The 10,123-nt window shown below is 69.2% G+C and carries 4 protein-coding genes; 3 read left to right on the forward strand and 1 reads right to left on the reverse strand.

What is annotated here, in order from left to right; translation table 11 throughout:
- Positions 1–469: 469 nt before the first annotated feature.
- Entirely contained in the window at positions 470–6,454 is a 5,985-nt protein-coding gene (locus QZ772_RS18790) for an excinuclease ABC subunit UvrA (RefSeq protein ID WP_295529405.1), read from the reverse strand.
- A 258-nt stretch (positions 6,455–6,712) separates the two neighbouring features.
- On the opposite strand from QZ772_RS18790, the gene QZ772_RS18795 reads away from it, so the two are divergent.
- The 3 genes from QZ772_RS18795 to QZ772_RS18805 all read left to right on the forward strand — a co-directional run.
- Complete coding sequence (locus tag QZ772_RS18795; protein WP_295529406.1) at positions 6,713–7,459, forward strand: GntR family transcriptional regulator; 747 nt, start codon at positions 6,713–6,715, stop codon at positions 7,457–7,459.
- Positions 7,456–9,228, forward strand: a complete 1,773-nt coding sequence (ilvD, locus tag QZ772_RS18800; protein WP_295529408.1) for a dihydroxy-acid dehydratase — start codon at positions 7,456–7,458, stop codon at positions 9,226–9,228. Before QZ772_RS18795 ends, ilvD begins: the two co-directional genes overlap by 4 nt.
- 46 nt (positions 9,229–9,274) lie before the next feature.
- Positions 9,275–10,123 (forward strand): NAD(P)-dependent oxidoreductase (locus tag QZ772_RS18805; protein WP_295529410.1); only part of this gene is annotated, 849 nt, incomplete at its 3' end.

Here is a 10,123-nt window from a genome sequence, read left to right on the forward strand (position 1 = left end):
TTCTCAAGAAGATTCGTCACACATTCGGACTCCTCGCCGAAACATCCGACTCCGTAAAGCAAAGAAGCTGTCAGCGAGCCTGCCAGTATAGGACGTAATCCGACTGGCACGCAAGCACGGTCTTACAAGAAATCTTCACCGCTCCTTTGCCGCGTCCGGCGGCGATCTGATCACCCTTGAACCACGCACTTGCAGCGAGCGACGAGAACCGGACCGGACGGCCGAGACTCAGGAACTTCTCCCAGTTGAAGTGCCACTGTCGCGGTGGATCACCTATAGGCAACCGCGCCACGAGACAGGCCACGTGGCTTCGCCTTCTACAGATTTGGGAGGTAAAAGCAACGAGGCTCCCTCACCAACACCTTCCACTAATAAAGCACTCGACCGGGGAACCACCCCAGTGGCGGCGAGCACAGATTAGCCGGCCTTCCCGCCTCTCGCCCGTCGACGCCGGAGCGTCGACGGAATTTCACGCCTGAACTGCCCCGCGCACCAGCACCGGCCGAAGCGCAACGCCCGTGTGCGTGCCTTGCGCCACCACCTCCTCCGGTGGCGCCGACGCCACCACACGGCCGCCGCCCGAACCACCTTCGGGCCCTAGATCAACAATCCAGTCCGCCTCGGCGATGAGGTCGAGGTCGTGCTCGATGACCACCACGCTGTGACCGGCGTTGACGAGGCGATGCAGCACATGGATCAGCTTCTCCACGTCGGCCATGTGCAGGCCGACCGTCGGCTCGTCCAGCACATACAACGTGTGAGGTGCCTTGTTGCCCCGGCGCGTGACGTCGTCCCGCACCTTGCTCAGCTCGGTGACCAACTTGATCCGCTGCGCTTCGCCGCCGGACAAAGTCGGTGAAGGCTGGCCCAGCGTCAGGTAACCCAGACCCACATCCTTGAGCAGCTGCAGCGGATGGCTGATGTTCGGCATGCTGGCGAAGAACGCCACAGCCTCGTCCACTTCCATCTGCAGCACGTCGCCGATGCTCTTGCCGCGCCAGGTGACGGCCAGCGTCTCGGGATTGAAGCGGGCGCCGTGGCAGACCTCACATGGCACCTTCACGTCGGGCAGGAAGCTCATCTCGATGGTCCGCACGCCCGCGCCTTCGCAGCCCGGACAGCGGCCTTCGCCGGTGTTGAAGCTGAAGCGGCCGGGGCCGTAGCCGCGGGCCTTGGCTTCCAGCGTATCCGCGAAGAGCTTGCGGATCGTGTCCCAGAAACCGATGTAGGTGGCGGGGCAACTGCGCGGCGTCTTGCCGATGGGCGTCTGGTCGACCTCGAGCACCCGATCGATCTCCTCATAGCCGGCCACGCCGGTGCAGCCGATCCAACGGGGGCGCTTGCCCGCCGCATCGGCATCACGACCGGCCTTGGTCGAACGCTGCTGCACGATGGCCTGCACATTGGCCAGCAGCACGTCGCGCGCCAGCGTGGACTTGCCCGAGCCGCTGACACCAGTGACCACCACCAGGCGGTTGAGTGGAATGCTCACGTCGACCGACTGCAGGTTGTGCAGGTTCGCACCGGCCACGGCGAGCCAAGACACGGCGCCCTCGCCTTCCTCTGCCGTCTCGGAGACCGGGCGCCGCGCATGCAGCGGATGCCGGATCGCATCGCGCAGGTAGCGGCCGGTCAGCGACTCCGCGGACTGCTGGACCTCGTCCACCGTGCCCTGCGCAACCAGACGCCCGCCGCGCTTGCCGGCGCTGGGACCGATGTCGATCACATGGTCGGCGCGGCGGATGGTGTCCTCGTCATGCTCGACCACCACCAGCGTGTTGCCCTTGTCGCCCAGCTTGTGCAGGGCGTCGAGCAGGATCTGGTTGTCGCGTGCATGCAGACCGATGGTCGGCTCGTCCAGCACGTAGCACACGCCCTGCAGGTTGCTGCCCAGCTGCGCCGCCAGGCGGATGCGCTGCGCCTCGCCCCCGCTGAGCGTGGGCGCACCACGGTCAAGCGTCAGGTAGCCCAGGCCGACTTCCTCCAGAAACTCAAGCCGGCTGCCGATCTCGGGGATCAGGTCGCGCGCGATGTCGGCCTGCCGGCCTTCCAGCGCCAGCGATTCGACCCAGCGCCGCACGTCCGTCACCGAAAGCCGCGCGATCTCGGCGATGCCGACACCCGCGAACTTGACCGCCCGCGCCGTGGCGTTCAGGCGCGTGCCTTCGCAGGTAGGGCAAACGGTGTCGCCCACATCCTCCGCCTCGGGCTCGGCGAAGGTCTGCTCGCGACCGCGCTGATCGTCGGCCAGCACCGAGTCGTCGAAGACCTTGCGCTGCTCGCGCGTGAGCTTGACGCCGGTGCCCACGCAGTCGGGGCACCAGCCGTGCTTGCTGTTGTAGCTGAACAGGCGCGGGTCGAGCTCCGCATACGACGTGGCGCACACAGGGCAGGCGCGCAGCGTGGAGAAAACATGCGCATGGCCGATGCCGGCGGTGGACTGCCCCGCCTCCATCGCAGCCCGCAGCGCGCCGATGTCGGACAGCACATGCACCACGCCCTTGCCATGCTCCAGTGCCGAGGTCACGGCCTGGCGCAGCAGCGACTCTTCCGACGGGAGCACATCCACGCTGGCCACCGGCAACTCGATGCTGTGCTCCTTGAACCGGTCCAGGCGCGGAAAGCCGGTGGTCGGCAGGAACTGGCCATCCACCCGCAGGTGCGTGTAGCCGCGGGGGCGCGCCCAGTCCGCCAGCTCGGTGTAGACGCCCTTGCGGTTGGTCACCAGCGGCGCCAGCAGGCCGACGTGCTGGCCGCGGAACTGACGCATGACCTGGGCCACGATGCTGTCCGGCGTCTGCGGCTGCACGGCCGCCCCGTCGAACACACAGTGCTGAATGCCCAGCTTGACATACAGCAGCCGCAGGAAGTGCCAGACCTCGGTCGTGGTGCCCACCGTGCTCTTGCGGCCGCCGCGCGACAGCCGCTGCTCGATGGCCACCGTGGGCGGAATGCCGTAGACGGCGTCCACCTCCGGCCGACCGGCCGGCTGCACGATGCTGCGCGCATAGGCATTGAGCGATTCTAGGTAGCGCCGCTGCCCTTCGTTGAACAAGATGTCGAAGGCCAGCGTGGACTTGCCCGAGCCGCTCACGCCCGTCACCACGCTGAACTTGCCGCGCGGAATCTCCACGCTCAGGTTCTTGAGGTTGTGCTCGCGGGCGTTGACGATCTCGATGGCGTCGCGTCCTAGCGCCGGCACCGGCCGGTAGCGCGCCGGCGCCTCGCGCGCCACGCGGGCGGCGGGGCCCAGCGCGGTCTCGTAGGCGGCCAGGGCCGCGCCGGTGTGGGTGCCGGGCATCTCGCGCACCTGCTCGGGCGTGCCTTCGGCCACCACCAGGCCACCGCCTTCGCCGCCTTCGGGGCCCAGGTCGATCACCCAGTCGCTGGCACGGATCACGTCCAGGTTGTGCTCGATGACCACCAGCGAATGGCCCGCGTCCAGCAGCTTGCGCAGGGCGCGCATCAGGCGGGCGATGTCGTCGAAGTGCAGGCCGGTGGTCGGCTCGTCGAAGAGGAAGAGCGTGCCCTTCTTGGCCAGCGGCTGGCGCGACTTGCTGCCGCCGCCCGCCGCATCGGCCAGGAAGCCGGCGAGCTTGAGGCGCTGGGCTTCGCCACCGGACAGCGTCGGCACGGGCTGGCCCAGCTTCACATAGTCCAGGCCTACGTCCACGATGGGCTGCAGCACGCGCTGCACCTCGCGGTCGTTGGCGAACACGGCCAGGGCCTCGGCCACGGTGAGGTCGAGGATGTCGGCGACGTTGTAGACGCCCATGCCCATGCGGGCCGCGCTTGGCGTGTCCTGGGCTTGGTGCGGCGTTGAAGGGCGTGTCCCGGCTTCGACAGGCTCAGCCCGAACGGTGTGGGGGTTTTCTGCCCGAACGGTCTGGGAGTCCTCAGCCCGAACGGTGGGGGGGTTTTCAGTCCGAACGACGTGGGAATCCCCCGCCCGAACGGTGCGGGGGCGCTCGATGGTGACTTCCAGAATCTCGGGCCGGTAGCGCTTGCCATCGCAGTCGGGGCAGCGCAGGTACACGTCCGACAGGAACTGCATCTCCACATGCTCGAAGCCCGAGCCGCCGCAAGTCGGGCAGCGGCCGTCGCCGGAGTTGAAGCTGAACTTGGCCGCCGTGTAGCCGCGCTGCCGGGCCAGCGGCGCGGTGGCGAAGATCTCGCGCACCGCGTCCCAGGCGCCGACGTAGCTGGCCGGATTGGAGCGCGCCGTCTTGCCGATGGGCGACTGGTCGACGAAGACCACGTCCGACAGGTGATCGGCGCCCAGCAGCCGGTCATGTGCGCCCGCCGTCTCGGTGGGCTTGCCGAAGTGGCGCATCAGCGCCGGCGCCAGCACGTCCTGGATCAGCGTCGACTTGCCCGAGCCGCTGACGCCGGTGATGGCCACCAGGCGCTGCAGCGGGATGTCGACCGTCACGTCCTTCAGGTTGTGCTCTCGCGCACCTTCCAGGATGAGCCGTGGCGTGTTCTCGGACACGAGCCGCTTGAAGCCCATGCCGATGTGCTTGCGCCCGCCCATGTATTCGCCCGTGAGCGTGTCGGCCCCGCGCAGCTCGTCGACGGAGCCATCGAACACGATCTGCCCGCCGCGCGCGCCGGGGCCCGGGCCCATGTCGATCACGCGGTCGGCCGCGATCATCACGGCGGGGTCGTGCTCCACCACCACCAGCGTGTTGCCGGCATCGCGCAGACGCTGCATGGCCTGGGTGATGCGGTCCATGTCGCGCGGGTGCAGGCCGATGCTGGGCTCGTCCAGCACGAACAGGGTGTTGACCAGCGATGTGCCCAGCGCCGTGGTCAGGTTGATGCGCTGCACCTCGCCGCCGGAGAGCGTGCGGCTCTGCCGGTCGAGCGTGAGGTAGCCGATGCCCACGTCGTGCAGGTAGCGCAGTCGGGTGGTGATCTCCTCGAAGAGCAGCTTGAGCGCCTGTCTTTCTCCTTCCCCCTCTGGGGGAAAGTCGGGATGGGGGCTGCCGGCCGCATCGAGCGCCGCGGGCCCCCACCCCTGCCCTCCCCCAGAGGGGGAGGGAGAAGTAAGACGATCGAAAAATTGCCGCAGCCGCTCGATGGGCATCAGCATCAGGTCATGCAGGCACAGGCCCGGCAACGCCTCCAGCTGATCGCGCGACCACTTCACACCGACCGGCATGAAGCGCTTGGCCGGCGCGAGGACGGCATCGGCATCCTCCTTGCCGCCCACGCGCCAGAGCAGGCTCTCCAGCTTGAGCCGCGCGCCGCCGCAGGCCGGGCAGGGCGTGTAGCTGCGGTACTTGGACAGCAAGACGCGGATGTGCATCTTGTAGGCCTTGCTCTCCAGATAGCCGAAGAAGCGCCGGATGCCGTACCACTGCTTGTTCCAGTTGCCTTCCTTGAAGTTGGGCGAGCCTTCGATCACCCAGTGCTTCTGCTCGGGCGTGAGCTTGTTCCAGGGCGTGTCGCGCGGAATGCCGGCCGATTCGGCATGGCGCATCAGGTCGTCCTGCGCTTCCTGCCAAGCCGGCGTCTGGATCGGCTTGATGGCGCCCGCGCGCAGCGTCAGCTTGTCGTTGGGGATGACCAGGTTGAAGTCCACCCCGATCACCCGGCCGAAGCCGCGGCAGGTATCGCAAGCGCCCACCGCCGAGTTGAAGCTGAACATCGACGGGATCGGGTCCGCATAGCGGATGTCGCTCTCGGGGCAGTGCAGGCCGGTGGAGAACTTCCAGGTCTCGGCCTCGCCGCCCTCCTCCGCCGGTAGCGCATGCACCGTCACCCGGCCGGTGCCGCGCTTGAGCGCCACCTCCAGCGCCTCGATCACCCGCGCCCGCTCGGTGTTCGCGATGCGGAAGCGGTCGGCCACCACGTCCAGCACCTTGCGCGGGCCGGTGGGCGTGCCCACCTCGCGCTGCGCATGCACGCGCGTGAAGCCGCTGGCCGACAGCCATTGCTCCACCTCGGCCTCGCTGGTGCCGCCCGGCAGTTCGACCGGAAAGGTCACCACCACGCGCGGATCGCCAGCCGCCGCGGCACGCGCCTGCAGTTCGGCATAGATGGAATCGGGCGTGTCGTGGCGCACCGGCAGCGCGGTCTCGCGGTCGAACAGCCGGCTCGCCCGCGCGAACAGCATCTTGAGGTGGTCGTTCAGCTCCGTCATCGTGCCGACCGTGGAGCGCGAGCTGCGCACCGGGTTGGTCTGGTCGATGGCAATGGCGGGCGGCACGCCCTCCACCTTGTCGACGGCAGGCTTGTCCATGCGGTCCAGGAACTGGCGCGCATAGGCCGAGAAGGTCTCCACGTAACGGCGCTGGCCCTCGGCATACAGGGTGTCGAACACCAGGCTGGACTTGCCCGAGCCGCTGGGCCCGGTGACCACCGTCATCTCGCCCGTGCGGATGTCCAGATCGAGGTTGCGGAGGTTGTGCTGGCGAGCGCCGCGGATGCGGATGGAACCCTGTGTCATGCGTGCCTTGGGGATGGGGGCAGAGATTCTAGGAACGCGAACCTGCCCGCACCGGCGCAAGGCTTTGACCGGAATCCAGCCCCACGACGATCACCGGAGGCAGTTCCGCACCGTGCGGAGCGGGATCGGTGCAGGGGTGCTGCACCGGTCGCAGTCCGCACCTTGCCCCGGACGCGGGCGCCGCCGCGCGGGATAACGCCGATGACAAACGTCAGCATGGCGACTAAGATTTGATCAAACATCAAAACTCCGACCCGCATGGCTCTCGCCTCCCCGTCCGACGCGTCGGCCACCGACACCCTGGGCCTGCTCAAGCCGATCACGCGCTCGTCCGTGAACGAGTCGGTGTACCAGGCACTGCGCAACAAGCTCATGAACGGCGAATTCCGCGCCGGCCAACCGCTGGGCATCCAGTACCTGGCCGATGCGCTGGGCACCAGCACCATGCCCGTGCGGGAGGCGCTGCGACGGCTGGTGGCCCAGCAAGGGCTGGAGCCATTGCCCAACGGCACTACGCGCGTGCCCCTGATCACGCGCGACAAGCTGGCCGACATCCGCCGCGTGCGGATGCTGGTGGAAGGCCAGGCCACCGAATGGGCCACGCCGCGGCTCCTGCCCGCCCAACTGGACGAACTGGACGACATGGCCCGGCGCATCACGCGGGCACGGCACGCCCCCGAGAGCCTGCCCGCCAGCCTGGAGATGAACCTCGTCTTCCACTTCACCATCTACCAGGCGGCGCAATCGCCGGTGCTCATCGCCATGATCGAGAGCCTGTGGCTGCAATCGGGCGCCTACCTGCGCGCCACGCGCGCGTACCTGCACACCGACGAGCAGCCCTCCGACCATCTGCACGAGCAGACCGTGGCCGCCCTGCGCGCGGGCGACGCCGCCGCGGCGCGCCACTGCATGGAGCAGGACATCGCCTGGGTCTTCGACCGCCTCGACCCCGAACTGCCCGATCACCCCCCTTCCACGCCCTTGAAGATCCGCCCCACACCATGACCGACCAACCCCGCTCCCTGCACAAGCACCGTTCCCGCGCCGTCACCGAAGGCCCGGGCCGCGCCGCCCACCGCGGCTTCCTGCGCGCCACCGGCATGGACGACGAAACGCTCGCCAAGTCGATGGTCGGCATCGTCAGCACGGCCGGCGACAACACGCCCTGCTCCAAGTCGCTCGGCCCGCAGGCCGACTACGCCCGCCTGGGTGTGGCCGAGGGCGGCGGCCATCCGGTGAGCTTCACCACCATCTCGGTGTCCGATGGCACCTCGATGGGCCACGACGGCATGCGCATGAGCCTGCTGTCGCGCGAGCTGATCGCCGACAGCGTCGAACTGGCCGTGCGCGGCCATGCCTACGACGGCCTGGTCACCTTCGGCGGCTGCGACAAGACGCTGCCCGGGATGATGATGGCCATGGTGCGGCTGAACGTGCCCTCGGTCTTCGTCTATGGCGGCTCGATGCTGCCGGGCTACTCGCCAGAGGGCGAGGAGCGCACGGTGCTCACCGCCATCGAGGGCACCGGCCGGCACCAGACCGGCGCCATCACGCTTAAGCAGCTGGACCAGATCGAGCGCACCTGTGCCATGACCGTTGGCGCTTGCCCCGGCCAGTTCACGGCCAACACCATGGCGATGGTGGGCGAGGCGCTGGGCCTGTCGCTGCTGGGCACGGCCACCATCCCGGCCGTCTATAGCGAGCGCCTGGCGCTGGCCCGCCGCGCCGGCCTGCGCGTGATGCAGATCATCGAGAACGGCGGTCCGCTGCCGCGCGAACTCATCACCCGCGAAAGCTTGGAGAACGCCTGCGCCGCCGTGGCCGCCACCGGCGGCAGCACCAATGCGGCGCTGCACATCCCGGCCATTGCGCACGAGGCCGGCATCGTCTTCACCTTCGACGACGTGGCGCGCGTGTTCCAGCGCACGCCGCTGGTGGCCGACCTGTCGCCCGGCGGCCGCTACCTGGCCAAGGACCTGAACGTCATCGGCGGCGTGCCGGTGGTGCTCAATGCGCTGCTGAAGAGCGGCCACCTGCACGGCCACACCATGACCGTCACCGGTCGCACGCTGGCCGAGGAGCTGGCGGCCTTTCCGGGACCGGACGGGCGCATCGTGCGCGAGTCGTCCGCGCCCATTCACGCGTCGGGCGGGCTGGTCGTGCTCAAGGGCAACCTCTGCCCGGACGGTGCCCTGATCAAGATCGCCGGCCTCAAGTCGCTGCAGTTCGACGGCCGCGCCCGCGTGTTCGAGACCGAGGAAGACTGCATGAAGGCCGTCGCCGCCCAAACCTACGAGCCGGGCGACGTGCTGGTGATCCGCAACGAAGGCCCGCGCGGCGGCCCCGGCATGCGGGAGATGCTGGCCGTCACCGCCGCCATCTACGGCCAGGGCCGCGGCGAGCAGGTGGCCCTGCTGACCGACGGCCGCTTCTCCGGCGCCACGCGCGGCATGTGCATCGGCTACGCCAGCCCCGAGTCGGCGGCCGGCGGGCCCATTGCCCTGGTGCAGGACGGCGACCGCATCCGCATCGACGCGGCGGCCGGCAGCATCGTGCTGGACGTCGAGGAGGCTGAACTCGAGCGCCGTCGCGCCGCGGCCAAGCCCTTCCAGCGCGAGCGTCTGGCCGGTGCACTGGAGAAGTACGCCAAGCTGGTCGGCCCCACGCACCTGGGTGCCGTCACCCATTCGGGCTGCGTCGATTGGCCCTATCCCGAAGAGGATCAGGTGCCGTCGCTCGGCGAGGGCCTGGGCGGCAAGGACGCGCAGCAATGAGCAGGACGCTTCCGACGATGAACCGCGCGCCGCGAAAGGCTGATCGATGAGCGCCCCCGTAACACCACGCCCGCTGACCCTCGCTTTCTGCGGCCTGGGCCTGATGGGCGCACCCATGGTCCGCCGCCTGCTGGCCGCCGGTCACACCGTGCGCGTCTGGAACCGCTCGCCCGCCAAGGCCGCGCCGCTGGCCGCCCTGGGCGCGCAGGTGGCCGCCACACCGGCCGAGGCCGCTGAAGGCGCCGATGGCGCGCTGATGTGCCTGTTCGACGCCGACGCGGTCGAGGCCGTGGTCTTCGGCACCGACGGCCTGGCGCAGGTGCGCGGCCTGCGCTGGCTGGCCGACCATTCCAGCATCCATCCGCAGCGCACCCGCGACTTCGCCACCCGGCTGCTGGCCGCCAGCGGCGCCCACTGGCTGGACGCACCGGTCTCCGGCGGCATCGGCGGCGTGGAGGCCGGCACGCTGGCCATCATGGTCGGCGGCGAGGCCACGCATCTGGACGAAGCCTTCAGTGCCCTGCGCGCCTATGCCGGCAACATCACCCACATGGGCAGCAGTGGCGCGGGCCAGGCCACCAAGCTGTGCAACCAGACGCTGGTGGCCACCGCAGTCGTCGCGCTGGCCGAGGCCATCGGCTTTGCCGAGCGCAACGGCATCGCCATCGAGCGGCTGGCACCGGCGCTGGCGGGTGGCTGGGCCGATTCCAAGCCGCTGCAGGTCTTCGCGCCCCGCATGGCGCAGGCCCAGCCGCAGATCATCGGCGCGCTCGCCACCATGCTGAAGGACATCGACACCGTCGCTGCCGTCGCACGCGACAGCGGCGCGCCCATGCCCGTGACCGGCGCCGTGCAGCAGGTGCTGCGCATGGCGGATGCCATGGGGCTGGGCGAG

The organism is uncultured Pseudacidovorax sp. (genome assembly GCF_913773995.1).
GTDB lineage: Bacteria > Pseudomonadota > Gammaproteobacteria > Burkholderiales > Burkholderiaceae_C > Xenophilus.

Coding starts and splice junctions, on each gene's coding strand:
- QZ772_RS18790 (WP_295529405.1), bottom strand. CDS start 6,454: ATGACACAGGGTTCCATCCGCATCCGCGGCGCTCGCCAGCACAACCTC.
- ilvD (WP_295529408.1), top strand. CDS start 7,456: ATGACCGACCAACCCCGCTCCCTGCACAAGCACCGTTCCCGCGCCGTC.
- QZ772_RS18795 (WP_295529406.1), top strand. CDS start 6,713: ATGGCTCTCGCCTCCCCGTCCGACGCGTCGGCCACCGACACCCTGGGC.